The 25,670-nt window shown below is 69.8% G+C and carries 15 protein-coding genes; 3 read left to right on the top strand and 12 right to left on the bottom strand.

The features are described from left to right. Positions 1 to 2: 2 nt before the first annotated feature. From FOF45_RS02650 to pilG, 6 genes are all read right to left on the bottom strand, one after another. Complete coding sequence (locus FOF45_RS02650; protein ID WP_158982475.1) at positions 3 to 1,628, bottom strand: chemotaxis protein CheB; 1,626 nt, start codon at positions 1,626 to 1,628, stop codon at positions 3 to 5. Beyond that, positions 1,621 to 7,857: an Hpt domain-containing protein gene (locus FOF45_RS02655; protein WP_199244419.1), complete on the bottom strand. Its 6,237-nt coding sequence runs from the start codon at positions 7,855 to 7,857 to the stop codon at positions 1,621 to 1,623. Before FOF45_RS02655 ends, FOF45_RS02650 begins: the two co-directional genes overlap by 8 nt. Before the next feature lie 82 nt (positions 7,858 to 7,939). Next, positions 7,940 to 9,961 (bottom strand): methyl-accepting chemotaxis protein, encoded by a 2,022-nt coding sequence (locus FOF45_RS02660; protein WP_158982476.1) that lies wholly within the window; start codon positions 9,959 to 9,961, stop codon positions 7,940 to 7,942. Beyond that, entirely contained in the window at positions 9,958 to 10,554 is a 597-nt protein-coding gene (locus FOF45_RS02665; protein ID WP_199244530.1) for a chemotaxis protein CheW, read from the bottom strand. Before FOF45_RS02665 ends, FOF45_RS02660 begins: the two co-directional genes overlap by 4 nt. Positions 10,555 to 10,570: 16 nt before the next feature. Beyond that, a complete protein-coding gene (locus tag FOF45_RS02670; protein WP_158982478.1) occupies positions 10,571 to 10,936 on the bottom strand; it encodes a response regulator in 366 nt (121 codons plus the stop codon). Between the two features lie 20 nt (positions 10,937 to 10,956). After that, complete coding sequence (gene pilG / locus FOF45_RS02675; protein WP_115843698.1) at positions 10,957 to 11,355, bottom strand: twitching motility response regulator PilG; 399 nt, start codon at positions 11,353 to 11,355, stop codon at positions 10,957 to 10,959. Between the two features lie 413 nt (positions 11,356 to 11,768). Between pilG and gshB the strand changes: the two genes are divergently transcribed. Both gshB and FOF45_RS02685 read left to right on the top strand, forming a co-directional pair. Next, on the top strand, positions 11,769 to 12,737 hold the full coding sequence (gene gshB / locus FOF45_RS02680; RefSeq protein WP_158982479.1) for a glutathione synthase: 969 nt from the start codon (positions 11,769 to 11,771) through the stop codon (positions 12,735 to 12,737). Beyond that, positions 12,734 to 13,606, top strand: coding sequence for an energy transducer TonB (locus FOF45_RS02685; protein WP_158982480.1), 873 nt, complete (start codon positions 12,734 to 12,736; stop codon positions 13,604 to 13,606). The genes gshB and FOF45_RS02685 overlap by 4 nt, the downstream gene beginning before the upstream one ends. Positions 13,607 to 13,619: 13 nt before the next feature. Here FOF45_RS02685 and tsaB read toward each other — a convergent pair whose 3' ends face one another. The 4 genes from tsaB to mrcB all read right to left on the bottom strand — a co-directional run bounded on the left by tsaB (position 13,620) and on the right by mrcB (position 19,519). After that, positions 13,620 to 14,330 carry a tRNA (adenosine(37)-N6)-threonylcarbamoyltransferase complex dimerization subunit type 1 TsaB gene (gene tsaB, locus FOF45_RS02690; protein WP_158982481.1) on the bottom strand — a complete coding sequence of 237 codons (711 nt, stop codon included), beginning with the start codon at positions 14,328 to 14,330 and terminating at the stop codon, positions 13,620 to 13,622. Further along, the gene (gene yoaA, locus FOF45_RS02695; protein ID WP_158982482.1) at positions 14,327 to 16,471 is read right to left on the bottom strand and encodes a DNA repair helicase YoaA; all 2,145 of its coding nucleotides are present in this window, start codon (positions 16,469 to 16,471) and stop codon (positions 14,327 to 14,329) included. The genes tsaB and yoaA overlap by 4 nt, the downstream gene beginning before the upstream one ends. A 130-nt stretch (positions 16,472 to 16,601) precedes the next feature. Continuing rightward, positions 16,602 to 17,126 carry a tetratricopeptide repeat protein gene (locus FOF45_RS02700; RefSeq protein ID WP_158982483.1) on the bottom strand — a complete coding sequence of 175 codons (525 nt, stop codon included), beginning with the start codon at positions 17,124 to 17,126 and terminating at the stop codon, positions 16,602 to 16,604. Beyond that, entirely contained in the window at positions 17,123 to 19,519 is a 2,397-nt protein-coding gene (mrcB, locus tag FOF45_RS02705; RefSeq protein ID WP_233264033.1) for a penicillin-binding protein 1B, read from the bottom strand. The genes FOF45_RS02700 and mrcB overlap by 4 nt, the downstream gene beginning before the upstream one ends. A gap of 121 nt (positions 19,520 to 19,640) precedes the next feature. Here mrcB and FOF45_RS02710 point away from each other — a divergent pair, with 121 nt between their 5' ends. Further along, positions 19,641 to 21,743, top strand: coding sequence for a glycosyltransferase (locus FOF45_RS02710; RefSeq protein WP_158982485.1), 2,103 nt, complete (start codon positions 19,641 to 19,643; stop codon positions 21,741 to 21,743). Between the two features lie 3 nt (positions 21,744 to 21,746). Here the strand turns inward: FOF45_RS02710 and FOF45_RS02715 are convergent, their stop codons facing one another. Both FOF45_RS02715 and FOF45_RS02720 read right to left on the bottom strand, forming a co-directional pair. After that, on the bottom strand, positions 21,747 to 23,399 hold the full coding sequence (locus FOF45_RS02715; protein WP_233264034.1) for a tetratricopeptide repeat protein: 1,653 nt from the start codon (positions 23,397 to 23,399) through the stop codon (positions 21,747 to 21,749). A gap of 42 nt (positions 23,400 to 23,441) precedes the next feature. Continuing rightward, positions 23,442 to 25,610 (bottom strand): RelA/SpoT family protein, encoded by a 2,169-nt coding sequence (locus tag FOF45_RS02720; RefSeq protein WP_158982486.1) that lies wholly within the window; start codon positions 25,608 to 25,610, stop codon positions 23,442 to 23,444. Positions 25,611 to 25,670 lie beyond the last annotated feature (60 nt).

Raw genomic sequence — 25,670 nt, forward strand, 5'->3', positions numbered from 1 at the left:
TCCTATTCGGCGCGCCAGCGCGCGGCCAGGCGCGCGGCGAGGTCGGCCGGCTGGCCCGATTCGGCGCCGCGCGCGATCAGTTCGTTCGCGGCGGCGGCATCGTAGCAACCGTCCGGAGACTGGCCGGCCACCAGGGCGCCGGCCCAGGAATGGTTCATCGCCGCATCGACGCGCGATGCGTCGCTGCCGCTCAGCATCAGCACCGCCGAGTCGGCCGACGGCAGCGCGGCGAGCACGTCGCCATCGCCGTCGGTGAAGCGGATGCCCGACTCGGCGACGTTCACGCCGATCTCGTTGGGCAGGATGTAGATCGTGCCCGGCATCGCCATCAGGCCCGGCTCGGCCAGACGCACCTGCAGCGGAGTGGCGCGCTGCATCTGCGCGACGAGGCGGTCGTAGCGGCCGCCGTCGAGGCGCTGCTGCACGAGCACCGGGCGCGGGAAGCCTTCCGGCAGTCCGCCCAGCAGCTGGCGCACCGCGTCGGGTCCGCCGATGCCGGCGAGCACCAGCACCGCGCCGTCGATCTGCACGGCCGGGCGGTCTTCGACCAGCTCCATCGCGGAGATGCGGCGCTCCAGGTCGCCCAGATCGCGCTGGAAGCGATGGTCGGCGACGACGGGCTTGGCGATCTCGGTCGAAACCTCATCGGTGAACGACCAGTCCGGCGCACCGGGCGCGGCCTGTGCGTCGGATTGCGCTTCGATCGACTCGACCGCGGCGGCGCCTCCGTCGCTGGCCTGGAACACCAGGACCGGCGCGGCGGCATCCTCGACGATCACCGGCGCATCGCCCGGGGCCAGTTCGAAATCGAAACTGGATTCGAACGGCGCGACCGAAAGTTCGGCGGCGTCGGCGGCGAACATGCCCGAATCGTCGACCAGCGACATCTCGATGTCCGCCAGCGGCGCGGCGATCTCCACCGCCTCGATGCTGTCGAACGTCGCTTCCGCGGCGACCGGATCGAACGGGTTGTAAGTGGCTTCGTGCGTGAACTGCGTCTGCGGCGCGGCCTGCGCGATCGCAACCTCGACCGGGCGGGCTTCGACCGGCTTCACTTCGAATACCGGCGCGGGCGCGGCTTCGATCACCGGCGGCGCGGCAATCACCGGCGGCGGTGCGGGCGGCGCGGCAACGACCGGCGGCGGCGCAGGTGCGGCGACCACGGGCGGTGCTTCGTCGATCGGGGCGAGCGTCAGCGTGGACGGCGCGGCGGGAGTCGCAACAGCCACCGGCGCGGCGCCCGGCGGTGCCGGCGTTTCCGCATCCTCGGGCTCATGCCCGGGCGGCAGCACGTCGGCGTGGCCCTGCAACTTTGCGGCCAGGTGACGTACCCAGCGCGCCAGATCCCAGCCCTCGCGCGTGGCGGCGAGCGTGGCTTCTTCGTAGATCACTTCGACCGACGGATCGGCCAGTACCGGATCGAAGCGCTCGATGATGTCTTCGGTGACCGGATCCAGCGCGACCACGACGATCTGCGGCGCGGCCTGGCCGAGCGCGGACGGGTCCAGCACGGTCGGATCGGCTTCCAGCACCACGTTGGCGCCTGCGTCGGCCAGTGCCGAGCGCAGGCGTTCGCAGGCTGCGCCCGGTCGCGCCAGGAGTACCGCGCGACGCGAGGTCTCACTCATGCCGCGTCGCCCCCTGGGCGATGCCCAGCAGTTCGTAGACGTTGCGGATCAGTTCCGGCTCCTGGTACGGCTTGCCGAGGTAGCGCTCCACGCCGATCTCGAATGCGCGCTGGCGATGCTTGTCGCCGGTACGCGAGGTGATCATCACGATCGGCACGCCGCGCAGGCGCGCGTCGCCCTTCATCGCGGTGGCCAGCTCGTAACCGTCCATGCGCGGCATTTCGATGTCGAGCAGCATCAGGTCCGGCACGCGTTCGGCCATGCGTTCCAGCGCGTCGATGCCGTCCTTCGCGGTGAGCACCTCGAAGTTGTGGCGTTCGAGCACGCGGCCGGTGACCTTGCGCATCGTGACCGAGTCGTCGACCACCATGACCAGCGGCACGCGGCGCGTCTCGACCGGCGCTTCCGGCACGGCGACGTAATCGCGCGGCAGCAGTGCCTGGCGACGCACCAGCGGTGCGACGTCGAGGATCACCACGACGCGGCCGTCACCCATGATGGTGGCGCCGAAGATGCCCGGCACCGACGCGACCTGCGGACCGACCGGCTTCACCACGATTTCGCGGTTGCCTACGACCTGGTCGACGCACACCGCGGCGCGCAGGTCGCCCGAGCGGATCAGCAGCAGCGGCATCTGCAGGTGGCCTTCGGCCTTCGCGGTGCCGTGGCCGACCAGGGTGCCCAGGTCGTGTACCGCGTAGTCCTCGCCGCCGTAGCGGTAGGTCGCGTCGACCATGTCGAGGCGGTCGCGGGCGATGCGGCCCACGCCGCGCACCGAGGCGATCGGCACGGCGAAGGTGGTCTCGCCGATGCGCACGAACACCGCCTGCGTGACCGCGAGCGTCTGCGGCAGGCGCAGGGTGAACGTGACGCCCTTGCCCGGGACCGAGTGGATGTCGAGCGTGCCGCCGAGCTGGCGCACTTCCGAGGCGACCACGTCCATGCCCACGCCACGGCCGGCCAGTCGACTGACCGATTCGGCGGTGGAGAAGCCCGGCTCAAGGATCAGCGCATCGATCGCGGCGTCGGACAGCGTGACGCCGTCCGGCACCAGGCCGCGCTCATGGCCACGGCGCAGGATCGCGTCGCGGTTGAGGCCGGCACCGTCGTCGCCGACTTCCAGCACGACTTCCGAACCTTCGCGGCGCACCGCGATGCGGATCGTGCCTTCGTCGGTCTTGCCGGCCTTCTTGCGCTTGTCCGGCGTTTCCAGGCCGTGCGCGACGGCGTTGCGGAGCATGTGCTCCAGCGGCGCGGTCATGCGCTCGAGCACGTTGCGGTCGAGTTCGCCCTGGGTGCCGTCGAGCTTGAGCGCGACGTGCTTGCCCAGTTCGCCCGAGGCCTGGCGCACGACGCGGCGCAGGCGCGGCAGCAGGCCGTCGAACGGCACCATGCGCGTGCGCATGAGGCCTTCCTGCAGCTCCGAGCTCACGCGCGACTGTTGCAGCAGCAGCGTTTCGTACTGGCGCGTCAGGTCGTCCAGCGTGGTCTGCAGGCTGGTCTGGTCGGCAGCGGACTCGGAGAGCGCACGCGACAGCTGCTGCAGCGTGGAGAAGCGGTCGAGTTCGAGCGGATCGAACGCCTGCTCGCCGGTGTCGCCTTCGCGCTGGTAGCGCGCGACGATCTGCGCTTCGGTTTCGATCTCCAGTCGGCGCAGCTGGTCGCGCATACGCGTGTTGGTCGCCGCCATTTCGGCGATGGCGCCACGGAACGCACCCAGCTGCTGCTCCAGGCGGGCGCGGTAGATCGCGACCTCACCGGCGTAGTTGACGAGGCGGTCGAGCAGGTCGGCGCGGATACGCACCTGCTCCTGCGGCGCACGCACGCCGATGTCGTCGTCGTCGGCGACCGGCTGGTCGCTGATCGGCGCGGACAGCGGCTTGAGCTCGACGTGCGGCGCATCGGCGTCCGGCGTCGCGACCGGCGTCGGCTTGCTCGCCTGCACCGGCGCCGGCGCCGGCGTCGGTGCGGGCTTGGCGGCCAGCACGGCGGCGGTCAGCGTCGTGGTGCCGCGGGCGCGTGCGTCGAATTCGGCGATCAGCGCTTCCGGCATCGCGATCGCGCGGCGCTCGCCGACGCGGGTGACCATCGCGTGCAGGCGGTCGAAACCGCGTTCGAGCAGCGGCACGCCATCGCGGCCGAGTTCGCAGCGCAGTTCGACCACGGCTTCGAGCAGCGATTCCATCGCGTGGCCGAGTTCGCCCACGGCCATGATGCCGGCCATGCGCGCGCCACCCTTGATGGTGTGCAGGTCGCGCTGCAGGCCGACCAGCGGCTCGCGCTCCGTCGGCGCTTCGCGCAGCTGCGCGAGCAGGCCGTCGGAATGGTCGAGCAGGTCGCTGGCTTCCTCGACGAAGATGTCGACCAGTTCCGGATCGAGTTCGCTCAGGTCCAGCGCTTCGTCCGGATCGTCGGCGGCGGCCAGCGCGTGCGCGATGAGCGCGGCCACGGCCGGCTCCTGCGACTCCACGGCGGGTTCGTCGACGGCCACGGCTGCCGGTTCGATTTCCTCGACGTCGGGCAGATCGTTCGCGCTCGGCACGTCCGCGAAAGCGGCGTGGCCGATCGACGCTTCGATCGAGGCCTGCTGTTCGCGTGCGGTACGGTCGGCTTCGGCGTACTGCGCTTCGAGGCGTGCGTACTCCTGCTCTTCATCGGCCAGGCGCGCGGCTTCGAGGCGCTCGGCCTCGAGGCGTTCGGTCGCCAGACGCTCGGCTTCGAGCAGTTCGGCTTCGATGCGCTGCTGTTCGGCCAGCTGTGCGGCTGCGCGTTCGGCCTCGGCACGTTCGGCGGCGAGGCGCTCGGCTTCGCGGCGTTCCGCGTCGAGGCGTTCGGCTTCGGCACGTTCGGCGGCGAGGCGTTCGGCCTGCGCGCGTTCGGCGGCCAGACGTTCGGCTTCGGCGATCTCGGCCTGTACGCGTTCGGCTTCCAGGCGCTCGGATTCCAGACGCTCCGCTTCGAGGCGCTCGGCCTCGATGCGCGCGTCTTCCTCGCGCTTGAGCAGGGCGAGGCGTTCGATCTCGCGCTGTTCCTGCTCGAATGCGAAACGCTCGGCCTCCACGCGCGCAACGTCGACGTGTGCGGCGTTGGCGTGTTCGATCGCTTCGCGTTCGGCCTCGATACGGCGGGCTTCGGCGAGCTCGGCTTCGATGCGCGCGAACTGCGCGGCATCGTCGACCGCCGGGCCAACGTCGTCGGCCAGGCTGGTGAACTCGCTGAGGTCCATCGCCGCGAGCTGCGGCGCCGGTTCGACGTCGAGCTCGACCGGCAGCGGCTGGCGCGCATCGGGCAGGCTGTCGCGCAGAGCGCGCATGCGCTCGGCCAGGCCTTCGAAGGCCGGGATGCGCGGGGACGGCGTCTTCAGCGTGGCGAGCGTGCGGCGGATCGCGTCGGCGACGTCGGCCATCGCGGTCACGCCCTCGGCGCTGGCCGGCTGGCCGGACGCGAGCAGACGCTTGACGTAGACCTCGGTCGGACCGGTGATGTCGGTGATGACCGGCACTTCGGTCATCGCGAACGCGCCGTTGAGCGTGTGGAACGAACGCTGCAGGCCATCGTCGGCGTGGCGCGGCTGCGCCTGCGCGGCGGCGAGCCATTCCTCGATCGTGACCAGGTGGCCGCTGACCTCGGCGTCGAGGATCTCGAGCAGCACCGAATCGACCGACGCGGGCACGCCGTGGTCTTCGATCTCGAACACCGGCGCGATGTCGGCGACCGGCTCCGGTTCGGGCACGTCGTCGAAGTTGATTTCCTCGACTTCGATGCCGGTGTCGTCGAGCACGTCGAGGCTGACCGCTTCGAGCGTGATTTCCTCTTCGACCACCGGTGCGACCGGCGCGGCTTCGGCGACCGTCGCCTTCGGCGCGGGCACGTACTGCGTTTCGTCGCCTTCGGCGAGGCGATCGGCGTGGGCTTCCATCGCCGCCAGGTCGGCGGTGATGGCGCCTTCGTTGCGCAGAGCGGCGTGCAACTGCGGCAGTGCGGTGTAGGCATGGCCGACCAGCCCGATCACCGCCGGGCTGGCGGGACGGGTGCCATCGAGCACGCGGTTCAGCAGGTTCTCGATTTTCCAGCTGAATTCGCCCAGCGTCTTCGCGCCGACCAGGCGACCCGAACCCTTGAGCGTGTGGAAGACGCGGCGGATCGGACGCAGGCGCTCGCTGTCTTCCGGCGCCCCGTGCCACACGGGCAGCAGGTCGCCGAGGTGACGGATCTCTTCGTCGAGTTCCTCGAGGAACACCTCGCGGATTTCGTCGTCGATGTCGTCGCTGTGTTCGAAACCGCCGGCGGCGATCTGCGCGGGCGTGGTCGCCACGACCATCGGCGCGGGCGCCGGAGCCGCCGGTGCAACCGGAGCAACGGGCGCGGCCGGAGCCATCGACTCGGGCGCGCGGAACTCGACCACCGTGGTCGGCGCGCTCATATCGAACGGCGACTGCGGCGTCGCGCCGCCGAGCGTGATCTCGTCGGTCAGTTCGAAGTCCGGCACCTTGGCCAGGTCTTCGCGGCTGATCGGCGAGCTCGGCGCCATCGTGGCGGCGATGTCGAATTCCGGCAGCGGCCAGTAGCGCAGGGTTTCCAGGCTCTGGCGGGTGATGTCCAGGATGTTGTTGCGGTTCGGGCGCTGCTCGCGCAGTGCTTCGAGGTAGTACTCGAGGCTGGCGAGCGCGTCGGCCAGCGTGTCGAGCTGCTGGCCGTTGGGCACGCGCTTGCGGCCGATCAGTTCGACTTCGGTGTAGCGCTTGACGCCGGTGAGGTAGTCGGCCGGCTGCGGCAGTTCGAGCATGCGCAGCGCGCCGGCGACTTCGTCGAGCACGCGCGGCACTTCCGCCAGTTCGGCGTGGTCCCAGTTGGTCTCGACGAACGCGACGAACGCCTGGCGGGCGTCGCCGAAGTTGGCGATGGCCTCGCGCACCAGCACGTCGAGCACCTTGCGGGCCTCGCCGGCCAGCATTTCGTCTTCGGCGCGATCGTCGGGCAGGCCCAGGCGCGAGACCTGGTCGTCCAGCGACGCATCGACGTAGAGCAGCGCACCGGCGACGTCGAGCAGCGCGCCTTCGTCGGCCGGGCGCTTGCCCGAAACGATGTCGTGCATCGCGTCGCGCTGTTGCAGCACCACCGTGCGCGCGACACCCAGGCCCATCATGCCGAGCGTGTCGCTGACGCGACCGAGCGCTTCGACTTGCGGCTTGAGCTCGGCGACGTCGGTCTGGCCCGTGCGCAGGTGCAGGTCGAGCGCGTCCTTGACGCGCAGCAGGTCTTCCTTGATCGCCGCGGCGACGGTGTCGAGCAGCGCGCGATTGCGACCGCTGAGGCTGCCGCGGGCGTGTTCGAGTTCGGACTCGCTGGGCAGGTGCGCGGCGAGTTCGAAGGTGTGGCGCAGGTCGTCCAGCGCCGGATGGCGGCCGTCGCTGTGGGCGACGTGGTACAGCAGCTGGCGGGTCGGTTCCGCGGCCGGTTCGCCGCGGTGTGCGCCGAAGCCGTCGTCGGACAGCATCATGCGCGCTTCGCGCTCGACGCCACCGAAGGCCTGGCGCAGTGCGCGCGTGGGCGGCAACGCGCCGTCGCGCAGCGCGCCGGCGACCGAGGACGCCACCCACAGCATGCGGCGGACGGGTTCGAGTACGACTTCGCCGAGCAGTCCGTCGACCGCGGCGGCGAGCTTCTCGGGCTGGCCCGGCATGCCCTCTTCCGGCCAGTTGGCCAGGGCATCGCGCAGCGCCGACAGGTGCGCCGCCGAAGCGCCGCGCATCGGCGCGGAGCTGGGCAGGTGCGCCGGCAGCGGACGGTCGAGGTCCGGCGAGAACAGGACGCTTTCGTTGAGCCCCGCCTCGCCGCGCGTGGCGCGCAGCTCGTTGAGCAGCGGCAGCAACACGATCGGGATGTCGCGGTGGCCGCCCTGCAGGCGCTCCAGGTAGTCCGGCAGCAGCACGACGCCGCGCATCAGCGCAGCGCAGGCTTCGTCACGGTCGGTGACCTTGCCCTGCTGCAGCGCGATGGCCAGGCGCTCCATTTCCTCGGCGACCATCGCCGGGGCATAGAGCTCGACCATGCGCAGCGTGCCGTGCACCTGGTGCAGCTGTTCGGCGCACAGGCGCATGCGGCTGGTGTCGCCAGGATTCTCGGCGTACGCCTCGATCTCCTGTTGCGCCAGGCGCAGGGTCTCGTCCAGCTCGGGCTTGATCCAGCCGAGCGTGGTCGTATCGATGGCTTCGCGCATCACGGTCATCGTCCACCCCGCATGGGAACGAGGCGGCCCCGCTTACGGCGGCCGTTGGTGAAACTGTTCATGGCCCCTGTCCCGTCCGTGGTCAGGCCGGCAGCTTGAAGTCGGCGACCGAGCGGCGCAGGTCGGCCGCCAGCTGCGCCAGGTTTCCAATCGACGCGGCCGTCTGGTTCGCACCCTGCGAAGTCTGCGCGGTGATGGACTGGATGGTGTTCATCGTCGCGGTGATGTTCGATGCCGCGCTGGACTGCTGCTGCGCCGCGCTCGAGATGCCCTGAATGAGGTTCGACAGGTCCGACGACACCTTTTCGATCTCGCCCAGCGCGGTACCCGCGTCTTCGGCCAGTCGCGCACCGGCGACCACTTCCGACGTCGTCTGTTCCATCGAGGACACCGCTTCGTTGGTGTCGGACTGAATCGTCTGGACCAGCGTTTCGATTCGCTTCGTCGCGTTGGACGCGCGTTCTGCGAGTCGCTGCACTTCGTCGGCCACGACCGCGAAGCCGCGGCCCGCTTCACCCGCCGAGGCCGCCTGAATTGCGGCGTTCAGCGCGAGGATGTTCGTCTGTTCCGAGATGTCGTTGATCAGTTCCACGATCGAGCCGATTTCCTGCGACGACTCACCCAGTCGCTTGATTCGCTTCGAGGTTTCCTGGATCTGGTCGCGAATGCTGTCCATGCCCGCGATCGTCTGGCGCACGACGCCGGCGCCCTTGGTCGCGATCTGCACCGAGCGCTGCGCCACGTCCGCCGATTCGGCCGAGTTGCGCGACACCTGGTTGATAGACGCCGCGATTTCGCTGATACGGCTGGAAGCGGAGTTGATTTCCTGCGCCTGGTGTTCGGCGGCCTCGGCCAGGTGCATGGCAGTGGCCTGCGTTTCCTGCGCGCTGGCGGCGACCTGCACCGAGGTGTCGGTAATCGTCTGCACCAGGCTGCGCAGCTGTTCGACGGCGAAGTTGATCGAGTCCGCGATCGCGCCGGTCATGTCCTCGGTCACGGTCGCCTTTACGGTCAGGTCGCCTTCTGCGAGCGAACCCATTTCGTCCAGCAGGCGCATGATCGCCTCCTGGTTACGGTCGTTGAGTTCCTTCGTGGTCAGGTAGCGCTTCTTCTGCTGGCTGTTCAGCGAGAACACCAGGAAGACGATCGCGAGCAGCGCCACCAGGCCCGACGCGATACTGACCATGATGTGGCCGATCGGGTTGGTGCTGCGCACCGAGCCGAACGAGGTGAAGGCCTGGAACAGCGCCTGGCTGTCGGACAGCAGCTTGTTGGAACCGCCGGTGATCGACTCGGCCGCCGCCTGCGCGGCGAACAGGTTCTGCGAGGAGGACAGGATCGCGTCCAGGTCCTTCTTCATTTCCAGCCACAGCGTCTCGGCCTGGCCGAGTGCGGCCAGCGCGTTGCTGTTGCCCAGCGGGGTCACGCCGAACGCGGCGTCGCCCTTGCGCAGGCCGGTCAGCACGTTGCCGAACACCGCGGCGTCGCGGCCGAGCGCTTCACCGGCGAGCGCGGCGCCGCTGCCACCGGCGCGGATTTCCGTGATGCGGCGGGACATGGTTCCCGAGAGCACGACCTGGCGCAGGGCGATGTAGACCTGCGAGGACGGCGAGCCGGAGGCCGACATCGCGCGGACCAGTTCGTCCAGGCGCGCCTGCAGCTGCGGCACGCGGCTGGTGAAGCTGTCGGCGTTGCCCGCCAGGGCCAGCACCGCCTTCTCGCTCGCCAGCACCTGGTCGGCGCTCTTGCCGAGCGGGCCCCACGTGTCGGTGACGGTCTTGATCGGACCGGAGACGCCTGCCGTGTCGCCGAAGTTGGCGTTGAGCTGCTCGACGTCCTTCACGACCTGGTTGCGGGTTTCCTTGAACGCCGCGAACGAAGCCGCGTCGCCGCTCACCGCTTCCTGGCCCTGCACCGCGAGCTTCTGCGAGTTCACCTGCAGGTCCGAGGCCGAGGAGCTGGCGCCGCCGAGGCGTGCCGCCTTCCAGGTCGCGTAACCGGTGTTGAGACCGAAGATCAGCACCGACACGCCCAGCACGACCAGCCAGGTGTTGACGCCCAGACTGCGGCCCTTGCCGGCAGCGCTATCCATAACAGTGCTCATGGTTCGACCTCGGAAGTGGTGCTGATGCGATGCGGCATGTCGGAAGCCGCCTGGCGGAATTCGGGCGTGCGGGCCAGCCGGTCAAGGCTGAAGATGCCCCACGTGTGTGCATCGAGGCGGTACGCGCGCTCGACGAAATTTGCGTAACGACCCTGGGAGAGCGGCTCGACGGCGGCGTCGCCCTCCGCGTCCAGCTCGATGCGGTGCTGCTCGTGGAAGCTGCGCTGGCCGTAGAGCTCGTCGATCAGCACCGCCACGTCGCCGCCGGGCTGGCGGACGAGCAGGATGCGCTGGCTCTCGTGCAGGACGGTGCGCTCGCCCTCGAGGAACTGCTTGAGGTCGACGATCGGCAGGAGGTTGCCGCGGACGTTGGCCAGGCCGAGCAGCCAGGGCTGCGAGCCCGGCACTGTCGTGACCTGCGGCAGCGGCAGGATTTCCAGCACTTCGCCGAACCCCGACGCCAGCCTGCGCGCGCCGATGCGGTAACCCACGCCGCGCCACAGGCCGGGAGCGTCGAGCTGCTCGGGCAAGCCGACCACGTGCGCCAAGCTTCGGCGCTCGTAGTCCACCAGTACGTCGAAAGGCGACTGCAGCATCGGCGTGCCTTCCTCAGGCACCCAGCAGTGCGTTGATGCGGGCGATCAGCTCGTCTTCGCGCGGCGGCTTGACGATGTAGTCGCGGGCGCCCTGGCGCATGCCCCAGGCCTTGTCGGTGTCCATGCCCTTGGTGCTGACGATCAGCACCGGGATGGTGCTGGTGGCCGCATCGCGCGACAGCGCACGCGTGGCCTGGAAACCGTTCATGCCCGGGAGCACGACGTCCATCATCACCAGGTCGGGCTTCTCGCGCTTGCAGGTCTCGATACCGTCCTCGGCATTGCCCGAGGCCAGAACCTGGTGACCGTTGCGCTCGAGGAGCTGGGTCAGGACCGCCGTATCGGTCGGCGAATCCTCGATCAGAAGAATACGTGCCATTGCTTGCCCTACCCCCCGGTTCAGGCGTTTACGTGCGTGCGGATCGCGTCGAGCAGTTCTTCGCGTGTGAATGGTTTGGTGAGGTACTGCTCGGAGCCGACGATGCGTCCGCGGGCCTTGTCGAACAGGCCGTCCTTCGAGGACAGCATGATCACCGGCGTGCCCTTGAACAGGTGGTTGTTCTTGATCAGCGCGCACGTCTGATAACCATCCAGCCGCGGCATCATGATGTCCACGAAGATGATCTGTGGCTGTTGATCGGCGATCTTCGCCAGCGCTTCGAAGCCGTCGGTGGCGGTGACCACCTCGCAGCCTTCGCGCTTGAGCAACGTCTCGGCGGTTCGGCGGATGGTCTTGGAGTCGTCGATCACCATGACCTTGAGACCGCCGAGGCTGCCGTTGCGGACCTCGTCTAGCATTTTCGAATTCCCCCATGCGAATGCCGCGCGTTTGCAGGCACTTCGCCAGTCGTCTTTATTCCAAGCCTTGCCGAACCTGTCAAGCAGCGGCGTCTTTAGGCAAGCTGAATGCGTCGCGGCGGCGGCCGGGACCGACACCACGTCCGGGTCTGTCGCGGGGACCGGAGTTCCGGTCACTGGGCGAAGCTGGGCACGCACGTTGCATATACCTGATAAATGTAGGTTTTCCGAGGATCGGATCGCCAAGCCGGGACACCCGTTCCAGTCTCCCGGGGGCGTGGTCCGGGCCCTCTCCGGTCAGGATCGGCCGGTCCGATGACGCCCTCGCGACGAACCGCAGATTTCCGCCGATGGCTCCGGGCGGGGGCGACCTTGCCTGCTACCATCCCGCCATTCTTTCCCCCGCTGCCGCCATGCCGCTCGACATCGTCGTCGTGATGGACCCGATCGGGTCGATCAAGATCGCCAAGGACTCGACCTTCGCCATGCTGCTCGAAGCGCAGCGCCGCGGGCACCGGCTGCACTACGTGCGCCCCGGTGGACTCACGGTGCGCGATGGCAAAGCAGAGGCGCTGGTCGCTCCGTTGCAGGTGCGCGACGACAAGTCCGCCTGGTTCGAACTGGGCGAGTGGAACACGTTGCGCTTCGGTCCCGGCCAGGTCGTGCTGATGCGCAAGGACCCGCCGGTCGACAACGAATACATCCACGACACGCAGGTGCTCGGACTCGCGCAGGACGCGGGCGCGATGGTCGTCAACGATCCGCAGGGACTGCGCGACTACAACGAGAAACTCGCCGCGCTGCTGTTCCCGCAGTGCTGTCCGGCGACGGTGGTGAGTCGCGACGCGGCCACGCTGAAGGCTTTCGTCGCCGAACACGGCGAAGCGGTGCTGAAGCCGCTCGACGGCATGGGCGGACGTTCGATCTTCCGCGCGCGCGCCGGCGAACCCAACCTCAACGTGATCCTCGAAACGCTGACCCAGGGCGGCCACAGCCTGGCGATGGCGCAGCGCTACCTGCCCGAGATCAGCGAAGGCGACAAGCGCATCCTGCTGGTCGATGGCGAGCCGGTCGATTACTGCCTCGCGCGCATTCCGCAGGGCGACGAATTCCGCGGCAATCTCGCTGCAGGCGGTCGCGGCGAAGGTCGCCCGCTGAGCGAACGCGATCGCTGGATCGCCGCACAGGTCGGGCCTGAAATGAAGCGTCGCGGCATGCTGTTCGTCGGCCTCGACGTGATCGGCGACTACCTCACCGAAGTCAACGTCACCAGCCCGACCTGCATCCGCGAGATCGATGCGCAGTTCGGCATCAACATCGCCTCGATGCTGTTCGATGCGATCGAGTCGCGCATGGCCACGGCTGCGGCACGCAACGCATGAGTGCAGTCGTCGCGAACTACGAGGATGCGGGCAGCGGCCGCGTCAGTGCGACGTTCGTGCTGTCGCTGCTGGTGCACGGCATCCTGCTGCTCGGCCTGGGCTGGACGCTGGAGAAGGCCGCGCCGGTGCTGCCAACGCTGGACGTGATCCTCACCCAGACCACGACCGCACTGACGCCGCAGCAGGCGGATTTCCTCGCGCAAGCCAACAACCAGGGCGGCGGCGAACACGACAAGAGCACGCGTCCGCGCGAAGCGCAGTCGGGCCCGCTGCCGCAGGCGGCGACCGGCATTGCGCCGCGCGAACTGCGCGCGCAGTCGCCCGCGCCGCAACCCGCGCCGCAGGCGCGCGTGGTCGCGAGCACGCGCGGCGAGACGGTCACCGCCGCGCCGCGCACCACGCCGTCGCCGAGCGAGAAGCCGCTGCCGCGCGGACAGGAAAAGATCGATCGCGACATGGAGATGGCGCGCCTCGCCGCCGAGATCCACATGCGTTCGGAGCGCTACGCCAAGCGTCCGACGCGCAAGTTCGTCTCGGCGAGCACGCAGGAATACGTGTGGGCCGGCTACCTGCGCCAATGGGTGGACCGCGTCGAACGCGTGGGCAACCTCAACTATCCCGACGAAGCGCGTCGCCGTCGCCTCGCCGGCCAAGTGGTGATCAGCGTGGCGATCCGCCGCGACGGCACGGTCGAACGCGCGGACATCGTCAAGACCAGCGGCATCGCGCTGCTCGACGCCTCCGCGCTGCGCATCGCCAAGCTCGCCGAGCCCTACCCGCCGCTGCCACGCACCGAAGAAAACCCCGACGTGCTGCACGTGACGCGCACCTGGAACTTCCTGCCGGGCGGGCAGCTGGTCGACGACTGACGCGAACCGCGTCCTACTTGCGCGAGTCGCGCAACGCCTGTTGTTCGGCGATGGTCAGCGCCACGTTGTTGCGCAGGTACGCAGGTTCGACCTTCTCCGCCGCCACTGCCTCGCCGCGCGCGAAGGCCACCGTCGCCAGCCGCGCGACATCGGCGGCATGCGGCAGTTGCACCGCATCGATCGTCGCGAAGCGCGCGCCCAGGCGTCTGCGCAACGCGCCCTCGCCTGCATCGAACCCGGTGCCGACGCCGGTCCATCCATCGTTCGCGTCGGGCAATTCGACGGCATCGGGCGCCGTCACCACTTCGCTGGACAGCGCGCGCAACCCATCGGCCGTCGTTTCGTACGCGGCCGCGTACACCTCGCCCATGCGTGCGTCGATGGCGGCGAGGATGCGCGATTGCGTGCCCGGCACGACCGCACGCATCGCCAGCGCGGCGAGCGTGGACACCGGCACCACGGGGCGATCCAGGGCCAGCGCGATGCCCTGCGCCAGCGCGATCCCAAGGCGCACGCCGGTGAATGCGCCGGGACCGCGCCCGACCGCGATCGCGTCGAGCTGCGAACGCTTCACTCCCGCCTGCGCGAGCAGCTCGTCGGCCCACGGCAGCGCCAGTTCGGCGTGCCGGCGGGGCGCCAGCTCGAAGCGCTCGCGCACCTCGCCGTCGATCGACAACGCGACCGAGAGGGCTTCGGTGGAGGTTTCCAGGGCGAGCAGTTTCATGTCGGCGATTCTAATGGCGACGATTCTAGCGGCGTCTCCGCGTCGTCCGTGACGAAGAACGCCTGCACGTCCTCGATCCGCCGAGTCTTCGGCAGCGGCGGCAGCGAATTGAGGAACACGCTGCCGTAGGTCTTGCTGGTCAGGCGTGGATCGCACAGCACCAGCACGCCGCGATCGCTCTCGTTGCGGATCAGCCGGCCCGCGCCCTGCTTCAGCGCGATCACCGCCTGCGGCAGCTGTTCGTCGCGGAACGGGTTGCCGCCATTGCGGCGGATCGCATCCAGGCGCGCTTCGAAAACCGGATCGTCCGGCGCGGCGAAGGGCAGCTTGTCGATCACCACCACGCTGAGCGCATCGCCGGCGACGTCGACGCCTTCGCGGAAACTCGCCGCGCCCAGCAGCACGCCGTTGCCGGACGCGCGGAAGCGCTCCAGCAACACGGGGCGTGGCGCTTCGCCCTGCACGAACAACGGCCACGGCCCGTCCTTCAACAGCTCGGCCGCTTCGCGCAGTGCGCGGTGCGAGGCGAACAGCACGAAGGCGCGACCGTTGGATGCTTCGAGCACCGGGCGGATGCGCTCGACCATGCTCTCGTTGTAATGACGCACGACCGGATCCGGCAGGCCGCGCGGCAGATAGCACAGCGCCTGCGTTTCCCAGTCGAACGGACTGGGCACGAGCAGCGTGTGCGGCGGATCCTCGCCCTTCAGGTACAGGCCGAGCTTGATCGCGAAATGCTCGAAACGCCCACCCACGGCGAGCGTCGCCGAGGTGAATATCCACGCGGCCTGCGAACGCGCGCGGTGCTGCGCGAGCGGGCCGGCGACATCGAGCGGCGTGCGGCTGAGGCGGAAACCGCGCGCGGTGAGTTCGTACCAGAGCACGCTGCCGTCGTCGCGGCGCTTGCGCGGTTTCTCGTCCGTAGCCGCCTCGCCGGCGTCGTCGCCGGCATCGACTTCGGTGAAATCCGCGGCGAACTCATCCTCGGCTGCATCGCCCGGCGCACTGTCGTCGCGCCAGCGTTTGAGCCGCCCTTCGAACTCGACTGCGCGCGCCGCGCAGGCGTCGAAACCGGGCGATGCCGACGCATACGGCTGCACCGCGGCGTGAAGCTGGCGCAACGCGTGTTCGAGCGCGTCGAACGCGTCCTCGACTGCTGTTTCCTCGGCGCAGCGACGACGCGTGCCACGCACCGGCAGCTCGTCCATCGCCGCGCGCAGCGCACGCACGGCCTGCTCGAGCCCGCGCGCGGGATCCTGCACCGCCGCCAGCGCGGACGGGACCTGGCGGGATTCGGTCAGCGCATCGCGAGCCAGTTCGACCAGCGGGCGTGCACTCAATGCTTCGCCGAAGAACTGCGCGGCGAGTTCCGGCAACTGGTGCGCCTCGTCGACGACGAAGGCCTGCGCGCCGGGCAGGATTTCGCCGAAGCCTTCTTGCTTCAGTGCGAGGTCGGCGAGCAGCAGGTGGTGGTTCACCACCACCAGGTCCGCCGCCTGCGCACGCTGGCGCGCCTGCACGACGAAGCAGTCGGCGAAGAAGGGACACTCGCTGCCCAGGCAGTTCTCCGCGGTGCTGGTGACCATAGGCAACAGCGGCGAGTCCTCGGGCAACGCATCGAGTTCGGCCAGGTCGCCCATGCGCGTGCGGCCCGACCACGACACGATGCGCTGGAACTGCGCGGCCAGCTCGCGCGTCGCGAACGCGCCTTTGAAAAGATGCGGCTCGCCCTGCGCCTGGCGCATGCGGTAGTGGCACAGATAGTTGGCTCGCCCCTTGAGCAGCGCGGTCTTCAGGCCGATGCCGAGTGCATCGCGCACGCGCGGCAGGTCGCGGTGATAGAGCTGGTCCTGCAGCGCGCGCGTGCCGGTGGAGACGATGGTCTTCTTGCCCGACAACAGCGCCGGCACGAGGTAAGCGAAGGTCTTGCCGGTGCCGGTGCCGGCCTCGGCCAGCAGCGTGCCGCGACGATCGATCGCCTCGGCCACCGCCGCCGCCAGATCCTGCTGCGCCGGGCGCGAGGCGAACGACGGGATGTTGCGCGCGAGTTCGCCGCCCTGCGCGAGCGCTTCGCGACTGGCCTGGGCCAGCCGGCTGTCGCTCGGGTGGGTTTCGCTTGCCGATGGCGCCGCAGCTTGCATGGGGTCTCGATGTTGCCCGGGGATCGCATGCACCGCCCACGACCCAGCGATCACGGGAACCTTGCGGGACGGCTCGGGGCCGTCGCTGCGCACACGCGCCTATTCTAGGCCGCGCGCGCGCCGGGGATCGTCAGTAGCGCGGCGGCGCCGAGACGGTGCAGGCATCGCGGTCGCGGCGCGCGTCGGCGACGCCCTCGCCCGGCACCTCGATCGGGATCGGACGCGCCTGCCGCACCTGCGCGATCGTCTCCATGTGCCGGCGGCACAGCGGCCCGACCTTCGAACCGCGTTGCAGCGCCTGGCGGGCGTAGCGTTCGGCCTCGTCGAGCTGCTTCATCAGCAGCGCGGCCTCGGCGCGTTCCTGCAGCAGCGCCGGATCGTCCGGGTTGATCTGCAACGCGTGATCGAGCGCGGTGGCGGCCTGCGGGTACTGGCCTGCGCGTTCGAGCCGGTCGGCTTCCTCGCGCAGGTCCTCGACCTGCGGATCGCGGATCGGCTGCACGTCCAGCTCGCTGTTGGCAGCGCCGCCAGTGGCGCGGATGGCGGCCACGGCGGCAACCGCGTCGAACGTGGGCTGCGGCGTCGGCGGCGTGGTCGCGCACGCCGCCAGCAGGCCGAGAAGGCCCGTGGCGACGGTGATGCGTACTGCGTTCATAACGGGGTCTCTTGCTGCTGCGGTGCTTCCTCGCGCTGCGTTTCGGCGGACGTGTCGCCATCCTTGCGGCCGAAGCCGAACCACTCGCGCCAGCCGCCGCCTTCCTCTTCCACCGGTTCCGGCTGCGGGCACGGCGCATACGCCGGAGCGAAACCGGCGACGTACGGAAGACGACGCGCGCCGGCGCAGTCGGGATCGGTGGTGTTGGACGCAATCGTCCACTGCCAGTCCAGGCCCTTGCTGCCGACTTCCAGCGGCGCGCTGGGCAGGCGCGAGAAGATCCCCGACCACACGCGCATCGCACCGGTCGCGCCGTACAGGCCGGTTTCCTTGTTCTGGTCGTTGCCGACCCAGATCACCGCGAGGTGGTCGCCGGTCCAGCCGGCGAACCAGCTGTCGCGACCGTCGTTGGAGGTGCCGGTCTTGCCTGCGGGCGAGAGTCGGCCGAGTCCGTCCCGCACCAGCTGCGTGCCGGTGCCGTTGGACACCGCCTGCTGCAGCGCGATGGTGATCAGGCGCGCGGCGATGGCGTCGCCTTCCTGCGCCGGCGCGGGTTCCTTGTCGTAGCGGTTGAGCGCCTTGCCGTTGGCGTCGAGCACGCCGCGCACCGCGTGCAGCGGTTGGATCTCGCCGCCCGAGGCGAGGAACTGGTACAGCTGCGCCATCGCGTACGGGCTCTGGTCCATCGAGCCGAGGATCAGCGCCGGATTGGGTTCGGCCTCGATGCCGGCGAGCGTCTTGATCAGGCTGGCGATGCGCTCCGGATCGACCTGCATGCCCACGCGCACCGTGGCCTGGTTGTAGGACATCGCCAGCGCGTCGATCAGGCGCACCGTGCCGTGGCTGCGGCCGTCCGAATTGCCGGGATTCCAGCTTTTCTTCTTGCCCAGCTCGACGGTGACCGGCGAATCGTCGACCCACGTCCCCAGCGAATACTTGCCCGGCTGCGCCAGCGCGAGCAGGTACACGAACGGCTTGAGCAGCGAACCGACCGGGCGCTGCGCCTCGACGGCGCGATTGAAGCCGTGCTCGGCGACGCTGCGGCTGCCGACCACGGCGACGACCTCGCCGTTGTGCACATCGGTCACGACCAGGCCGGTCTGCAGCGGTGGGCGCCGCTTGCTGTCGAGACTCTTGAGCGTGCGCGCGACCGCGCCTTCGGCCATCGCCTGCGCCGACGGCGCCATGCCGCTCATCACGCTCAGGCCGGCGCCGGCGAGCGCGTCGGCCGGGTAATCGCGGGCGAGCTGGCGGCGCACAAGGTCGACATAAGCGGGGAAACGATTCGCGGCGGTGCTGCCCGGATCCTTCGTCACGCCCAGCGGCGCCTTGAGTGCGCGCTGGTACTCGGCGTCGTCGATCAGCTTCGTCTCGTGCATCTCGCCGAGCACGAAGTTGCGGCGCTCCAGCGCACGCTCGGGATTGCGGCGCGGATCGTAATAGGACGGGCCACGCACGATGCCGATCAGCAATGCGACCTGCTCGGTGCTCAGGTCGGACAGATCGCGGCCGAACCAGAACTCGCTGCCGGCGGCGACACCGTGGATCGCCTGCGCGCCACGCTGGCCGAGGTAGACCTGGTTGAGGTAGGCCTCAAGGATCGTGCCCTTGTCGTAGCGGGCCTCGATCAGCAGCGCGTAGAGGATCTCCTTGCCCTTGCGGGTGAAGGTCTGCTCGCGGCCGATGCCGAGCAGGCCGCTGCGCGCGAGCTGCTGGGTGAGCGTGCTCGCGCCCTGCTTGGCGCGGCCGGCGGTGACGTTCTTGAACGCGGCGCGGATCATGCCGGTCACGTCGATGCCGTGGTGGCTGTTGAAGTCGCGGTCCTCGACCGCCTGCAGGCCGGTGACCAGCAGTTCCGGCACTTCCTTCAGGCGCACCAGGCGGCGTTCTTCCTGCTTCTGGCCGTAGAGCGTGGCGATACGCGCCGGATCCAGGCGCGCGACCTTCAGCGTCTTCTTCTTCTCGTCGCGGATCGATGCGACCTTGCTGCCCGACAGCGCGACTTCGATGCGGCGCGGCGCGATCGCGCCGTCGACATCGTTGAAGCCGCGGCTGGAAATCAGCCAACGTCCACCGTTGCGCGAATACGTGCCCGGACGCACGCCGTCGCCGGCGTGGTAGGCGGCGGCGTCCAGTTCGGTCTTGAGCGTGGTCGCATCGAGGGTCAGGCCGGGGGCCAGCTCCAGCGGGCGGGCGTACACGCGCGTGGGGATCTGCCAGCGTAACTGGCCGAACCGCTCGCTGACCTCATGGTTCAGGTACAGCGTGTAGGGGATCAGGAATCCCAGGCCGAGCCCGACCGCGGCCAGCGCCCAGGTGACCAGGCGTCGCCGCCATTGCGGGGACTCACGATCGTCGGTGGTTTCGTCTTCGTCGTACTCGATCTGGGCCACGGGATGCGACAATCCGCTAGCGAATGCGCCGCAGTCTAGCGCAGCCGGCCGGCGCCTCCCGGCCACCGGGGCCGGAGGCGTGGTTCGCATTAGGGAGTTCCTTCAGCATGACGATGATCCGATGGGCCTGAGCTGGACCGAGCTGCGGTTTTTCTACGACCGGGGAACGGGACTGCTCAGGCGCGGCCTGACCAGCCTGCGCACCCGCGGCATCCAGGCCACCTGGCAGCGCGTGGCCCGCCAGTTCCACCGGGTCCCGGCGACCCAGCGACCGGACCTGTACCTGCTCCAGCCCGAACCCTTCGCCCCGTTCGCGGTGCCGTTCGCGCAGCAGCCGGTCGCCAGCATCGTCATCCCGGTCTACAACCAGTTCGCCCACACCCACGGCTGCCTGCGCGCACTCGCGGCGCATCCGCCGAAGGTCGCGGTGGAGATCATCGTCGTCGACGACGGTTCGTCCGACGAGACCGAAGCGTCGCTCGCCAACGTCGCGGGACTTCGCTACCACCGGCGCAAGCAGAACGGCGGCTTCATCGCCGCGTGCAACGACGGCGCATCGCTGTCGCGTGGCGACTACGTGGTGTTCCTCAACAACGACACCGTGCCGCAGCCGGGCTGGCTCGATGCGCTGCTCGACACCTTCGTCGAGCACACCGACGTCGGTCTCGCCGGCGCACAGCTGATCTATCCCGACGGTCGCCTGCAGGAAGCCGGCGGGATCGTGTTCTCCGACGGCAATGCGCACAACTACGGCCGTTTCGAGAGCCCGAACGATCCCCGCTACCGGCACGTGCGCGACGCCGACTATTGCTCCGGCGCCGCCATCGCGGTGCCGCGCGCGTTGTTCGAACGCCTCGGCGGTTTCGACACGCGTTACGCACCGGCGTATTTCGAGGACACCGACCTCGCCTTCGCCGTTCGCGCGGCCGGTCTGCGCACGCTGTACCAGCCGGCCTCGCGCGTGGTCCACCTGGAAGGCGTCACCGCCGGCACCAGCGTGGAGAGCGGCGTGAAGGCGTACCAGGTACGCAATCGCGCCACCTTCGCGGAAAAATGGCACGACGCGCTGCAGCGGCAATGGCCGCTCGACACGCGCCCGGACATCGCCGCCACGCCGGCGGATCGTCCGCGCGTGCTGGTGATCGACAGCGAGACGCCGCGCCCGGATCGCGATTCCGCGTCACTGCGCCTGGTCAACCTGATGCGCCTGCTACGCGATGAAGGCGCGCAGGTCAGCTTCATTCCCACCGACCTCAACCACGCCGGCCACGACACCGAGCGCCTGCAGGCGCTGGGCGTGGAAACCTGGTACGCGCCGTTCTTCGGCACTCCGGCGGCATGGATCCGCGAACACGGCGCGCGCTTCGACACGGTCGTGGTCTGCCGCCACTACGTCCTGCGTGAGTGGCTGCCACTGCTGCGCCGCCACGCGCCGCAGGCGAAGGTGGTGCTCGACACCATCGACCTGCACTACCTGCGGGAGCGCCGCGGTGCGGAGCTCGCCAACGACGCCTCGCTGATGCGCGCGTCGGAACGCACGCGCAAGCTGGAACTGGAGATGATCGCGCGCGCCGATGCAACGCTGGTGGTGAGCGAGGTCGAGCGCACGCTGCTCGCGCAGGATGCGCCGCAGGCGCGGGTCGAAGTCGTGTCCAACCTGCATCAGGTGAACGGACGCGGACATCCGTTCGCGCAGCGCCACGACCTGGTGTTCGTGGGCGGCTTCCGCCATCCACCCAATGCCGACGCGGTCCGCTGGTTCGCCACCGAGGTGTTCCCGCGCATCCGCGAACGTCTGCCGCAGGTGCGATTCCACTGCATCGGCGCGGAGCCGCCGCCGGACATCGCCGCGCTCGCGCAGCAGCCGGGCATCGAAGTACACGGCCACGTGCCCGACCTGGCGCCGTACATGGACGGTGCGCGCGTCGCCGTCGCGCCGCTGCGTTTCGGCGCGGGCGTGAAGGGCAAGGTCAACCTGAGCATGGCGCACGGGCAGCCGGTGGTCGCTACCGCCTGCGCAGTGGAAGGCATGCACCTGCGGAACGGCGAGGACGTGCTCGCGGTCGACGATGCCGAAGCGTTCGCCGATGCAGTGGTGCGCGCGTACTCGGACGAATCGCTGTGGCAGCGCCTGTCCGACAATGGCCTGGCCAACGTCGAACGCCATTTCTCGCTGGATGCCGCCCGCGACGTGGTCCGGCGCGTAGTGCTCGCGCGCGGCTGAGCCTCAGTTCGCCGCAGAGGCGGCGCGCAGCCGATCGGCGAACTCGCCCAATCCGATCGCCTGCGGATCGAGTTCGCGCGCCGCAGACAGCGCGGCCTGCGCGGCGTTGAGCTCGCCCGCGCCGAGGCGTTCGTCGCCGATCGCGATCCAGCGCTGCGCCAGACGACGACGCGCGTCGCGCAGTTCGGCGCTCTCGCCTTCGAGCGCGGCGCGCGCGTCGAGGCACTCGCGTGCTCGGCTGAGCCTGTTGCCACGCAGCTCGGTTTCGAAGCAGCGACGCGCCGCCGGCAGCAGGCGCGCCATCGCCATGCGCACCTTCGGATCCTGCGGCGACAGCGCCTGCGCCGCGCGCAGCTTGTCGAATGCACTCTCGCCCGGCGGCGTGAGCAGGTCGCCGCGCGACTCGGCTTCGGCCGCGTCGGCGAGCAGTTGCCGCGTGCGGCGTGCGCGCTCGCCCGCCGGCACGCGGCTGCCATAGCGCTGCTGGGTCTGGCGCGCCTGCACGAGGCGCTGCTCGGCGTCGGCGATGCCGGGCGCCTCCAGCGATACGGCGCGCGCATCGCGCAGTGCGGATTCGGCGTCGTCGAAACGGAAATCCGCCGCATAGCGCTGGCTGCGCTCGGCATAGGCGTTGGCGACGCGGATCAGTCCGCGCTCGGCCGCGGCATCGTCGGGCATCGCCGACAGCGCGGCGAGGTAGCCCGATACCGCTTCGGACAGGCGTCCGCGGCGCAGGTCGTTGTCGGCCTGCCCACGGCGCTGCTCGGCGACTCGGGTCAACGCGGCGAGCGCATCGGGCAGGTCGACGTGGCCGGGATCGGCAGCCTGCACGCGCCGGACCCGCGCCGACGCTTCGGCCAGATCACCGCGTTCGAGCGACGTGTGCGCCTGCTGCAGCAGGTCGGCCAGCGTGTCCTCGCGGCCTTCCAGCGCTTCGGTCCGGTTGGGTTCCAGCGCCAGCACGCGCTGGTAAAGCGGCAGCGCGGCGTTCTCGCCGTCGAGTCGTCCTTCCTGCCGGGCCTGCGCGGCCTGAGCGAGCAGCTTTCCGATGCCGGCATCGCCCGCCTCGCGTTCGCGCAGGCGCTTCTGCAGCGCATCGGTGCGCACGCGTGGCACGTCGAGTTCTCGCGCCAGCGCGACCAGCCGATGGGCGTCCGCGTAGCGGCGCGAGTCGATGGCCGCTTCGGCCTGCGCGATCGCGGCCTGGCCGACACGCACCAGTCCCTGCCGCGCCTCGCTGCGGTCGGGGTCGCGCGCCAGCGCCGCGGCGTACAGCTCGCGCGCGCCGCGGCCATCGGCGGAGGTCAGCTTTCCCTGCGCGAGTGCGCGCTCGGCATCGACCTGCAACTGCTGGGCCCGGGTTTCCGGCCACAGCAGGTCGGAGAGCGGTTCGCGCAGGAACAGCAGCAGGAGCCCGAGCAAACCGACCGCCACCGCACCGACGCCCCAGGCGATGCCGGAACGGGTATCGGCCGACATCGGCGGACGCTTGCCAGGACGACGCGGTTCCCTCCATTCGCCGCTGCCCGCCTCATCGCCGCCCCATGCCCCCATGCGCGGTTCGATGCGACCGTCGGACGGCGCACCGGTCGGCTCGCCGAACGGCTTGCCGGAATGGCGCAGGGATTCGAAGGGACGATGCTCGCGGGAAGTCACGTGCGCAGCATAGCGCCGTGCGCGTGACGCACGCTCGCGCGTTCAGCGCCGCTGTGCGTGTTCGACACCGGGAAGCGAGGCCAGCTTGCCCAGCAGGGTCGAAAGCTGGCCGTAGTCGCCCACGCGCAGCCGCAGGCGCAGGCGCACGCGCGCACCGTTGCGCTCGACGTCGCTGCGGATGCTCATGACGTGGGCGTTGCCCTGCGCGATCAGGTTGGTCACTTCCTTCAGCAGCCATTTACGATCGAGGGCGAGCACCTCAATGTCGACCTCGTAACCGCTGCCCGCGCGCCCCCATTCGACCGGCAGCACGCGCTGCGGCTGCGCCGCGGCCAGGCGCTCGAACGCGGTGCAGCCGGGGCGATGCACGCTCACGCCGCGACCACGCGTCAGGTAGCCCACGATCGGCTCGCCCGGCAGCGGCTGGCAGCAGCGTGCGAGCTGCACCAGCAGGTTGCCGACGCCTTCCACGGTGAAGTCGGCGCTGCGCTTGGGCACGCGACGCGGTGGCGGCGGCGTGGTGACGGTGGTGCTGGCTGCGGCCGAAGTGGCGGCGTGCGCGGCAGCGCGCTCGTGTTCGAGCAGTGCGCGCCCGACCTGGTGCGGGCCGATGTCGCCGAGCGCGACCTGCACGTACACCTCGCCGTCGTTGGCGAGATTGAACTTCTCGCGCGCCGGTGCGAGGTCGGCGCCGAGCAGGCCCAGGCGGCGCAGTTCCTTGTCGAGCAGCTCCTTGCCCGCCGCTTCGTTGCGCGTGCGGTCCAGCTTGTGGAACCACGCGCGCACCTTGTCGCGCGAGCGGCTGCTGGCGAGGAAACCGTTGGCGACAACCAGCCAGTCGCGGCGCGGTTCGCCGGTCTTGGCGGTCATGATCTCCACGCGGTCGCCGCTGCGCAGCTTGTGGTCGAGCGGCACGATCCTGCCGTCCACCTTCGCACCGCGGCAGCGATGACCGACCTCGGTGTGCACGTGGTAGGCGAAGTCCAGCGGCGTCGCGCCGGCGGGCAGGTCGATCACCTCGCCCTTGGGCGTGAGCACGTAGATGCGGTCCTCGACCAGTTCGGTGTCGAACTCGCCGGCCAGCGAGCCGTCCTCGCGGCCGGCCTCGGTGCCGCCTTCGAGCAGGCGGCGCATCCACGCGATCTTGCGGTCGAATGCGGCGTCGGCGCTCTGGCTGCCCGATTCCTTGTACTTCCAGTGCGCGGCCACGCCGAGTTCCGCCTGGCGATGCATCTCGTGCGTGCGGATCTGCACTTCCAGCGTCTTGCCTTCCGGGCCGATCACCGCGGTATGCAGCGAGCGGTAGTCGTTGCGCTTGGGCCGCGCGATGTAGTCGTCGAACTCACTCGGGATCGGCGTCCACGTCGCATGCACCACGCCCAGCGCGGCGTAGCAGTCGCCGAGCCCATCGACCAGCACGCGCACCGCGCGCAGGTCGTACAGCTCGCCGATCGGCACGTTCTTGCGCTGCATCTTCTTCCAGATGCTGTAGATGTGCTTCGGCCGCCCGGCGATTTCCGCCTTCAGGCCCTGCGCGTCCATCGCTTCGCGCAGCGTGCGCTTCACTTCCTCGATGTAGCGCTCGCGATCGCCGCGCTTCTCGTCGAGCAGGCGTGCGATCTGCTGGTAGGTCTGCGGTTCCAGGTAGCGGAACGCGAGGTCCTCCAGCTCCCACTTGAGCTGCCAGATGCCCAGCCGGTTGGCGAGCGGCGCGTGGATGTCGCGGGTGAGCATCGCCAGTTCGCGGCGCTCGTCCTCGGGCAAACGTTCGGCATGGCGCATGCGCGCGAGCTGGCGCGCGAGCAGGATCGGCACCACGCGCAGGTCGCGCACGATCGCCAGCAACAGGCGGCGCAGCCCTTCGTTGCCGGCTTGGCCGTGGCGTTCGGCGTGCAGCGCCCACACCTGTTCGGCGGCACGCTGGCCTTCGAGCAGCGGCGCGATCGACGGGAAGTCGCGTTCGACCATCGGCCGCAGCGTGGCCTCCCATTGCGGATGCGTGTGCAGCATGCCCGCCGCGACGGTATCGCCGTCGGCGCCGAGCATCGCCAGCGCGTCGAGCATGCTCGCGATGACGTCGGGCGGATCGCCCTGCGCGGTGTCCGCCGACGTATCGGCAGCCTGCTGCATCGCCCGGCGCAAGGAGGCCGGGACGCCGGTGGCGGCAGGATGCGCCAACACCTCGGGCAGCGGGAGGGACGGTGTTGCCATGTCGGTGGAACGATGAGCGACGCGGGGACGGTCTACACTAGCCCGCAACCGTCTGGAGGA

Origin of the sequence: Lysobacter panacisoli (assembly GCF_009765165.1) — a bacterium.
GTDB classification, from domain to species: domain Bacteria; phylum Pseudomonadota; class Gammaproteobacteria; order Xanthomonadales; family Xanthomonadaceae; genus Lysobacter_J; species Lysobacter_J panacisoli.

Bases quoted from the DNA above. Each gene is read 5' to 3' on its own strand.
- FOF45_RS02650 (WP_158982475.1), bottom strand. From the start codon at position 1,628: ATGAGTGAGACCTCGCGTCGCGCGGTACTCCTGGCGCGACCGGGCGCA.
- FOF45_RS02655 (WP_199244419.1), bottom strand. From the start codon at position 7,857: ATGACCGTGATGCGCGAAGCCATCGATACGACCACGCTCGGCTGGATC.
- FOF45_RS02660 (WP_158982476.1), bottom strand. From the start codon at position 9,961: ATGAGCACTGTTATGGATAGCGCTGCCGGCAAGGGCCGCAGTCTGGGC.
- FOF45_RS02670 (WP_158982478.1), bottom strand. From the start codon at position 10,936: ATGGCACGTATTCTTCTGATCGAGGATTCGCCGACCGATACGGCGGTC.
- pilG (WP_115843698.1), bottom strand. From the start codon at position 11,355: ATGCTAGACGAGGTCCGCAACGGCAGCCTCGGCGGTCTCAAGGTCATG.
- gshB (WP_158982479.1), top strand. From the start codon at position 11,769: ATGCCGCTCGACATCGTCGTCGTGATGGACCCGATCGGGTCGATCAAG.
- FOF45_RS02685 (WP_158982480.1), top strand. From the start codon at position 12,734: ATGAGTGCAGTCGTCGCGAACTACGAGGATGCGGGCAGCGGCCGCGTC.
- tsaB (WP_158982481.1), bottom strand. From the start codon at position 14,330: ATGAAACTGCTCGCCCTGGAAACCTCCACCGAAGCCCTCTCGGTCGCG.
- yoaA (WP_158982482.1), bottom strand. From the start codon at position 16,471: ATGCAAGCTGCGGCGCCATCGGCAAGCGAAACCCACCCGAGCGACAGC.
- FOF45_RS02700 (WP_158982483.1), bottom strand. From the start codon at position 17,126: ATGAACGCAGTACGCATCACCGTCGCCACGGGCCTTCTCGGCCTGCTG.
- FOF45_RS02710 (WP_158982485.1), top strand. From the start codon at position 19,641: ATGGGCCTGAGCTGGACCGAGCTGCGGTTTTTCTACGACCGGGGAACG.
- FOF45_RS02720 (WP_158982486.1), bottom strand. From the start codon at position 25,610: ATGGCAACACCGTCCCTCCCGCTGCCCGAGGTGTTGGCGCATCCTGCC.